Annotated in this window: 1 protein-coding gene; it reads right to left on the reverse strand. The window is 63.2% G+C overall.

Features of this window, described 5'->3' with window-relative positions; genetic code table 11:
- Positions 1-370: transposase (locus AMD30_RS24315; RefSeq protein WP_197282850.1), on the reverse strand; the 370-nt coding region annotated here is incomplete at both ends.

Raw genomic sequence — 370 nt, forward strand, 5'->3', positions numbered from 1 at the left:
CTCGACCAGTCCGGCGTGGGCATCAGAGGTCACCAGACGCACCCCGCCCAGCCCGCGGGCGACCAGATCGGCGAAGAAGGTGTTCCAGGAGGCTTTGGTTTCGCTGGTCGCTACTTGCATGCCCAACACTTCACGGTGGCCATCGCCGTTGACGCCGGTGGCCAGCAGGACAACGGCTTTGACGACCTGCTTGTTCTCGCGGACTTTGATCGTCAGGGCATCTGCGGTGACGAAGGTGAACGGCCCGACCTCGTCGAGGCGACGATGGCGGAACGCTGTGACCTGCTCGTCGAGGTCGGTGGCCATGCGTGAGACCTGTGACTTCGACAGCGAGTCGATGCCGAGAGTTTTGACCAGCTTGTCCATCCGG

This window comes from Gordonia sp. HS-NH1 (assembly GCF_001418765.1).
Classification (GTDB): Bacteria; Actinomycetota; Actinomycetes; order Mycobacteriales; family Mycobacteriaceae; genus Gordonia.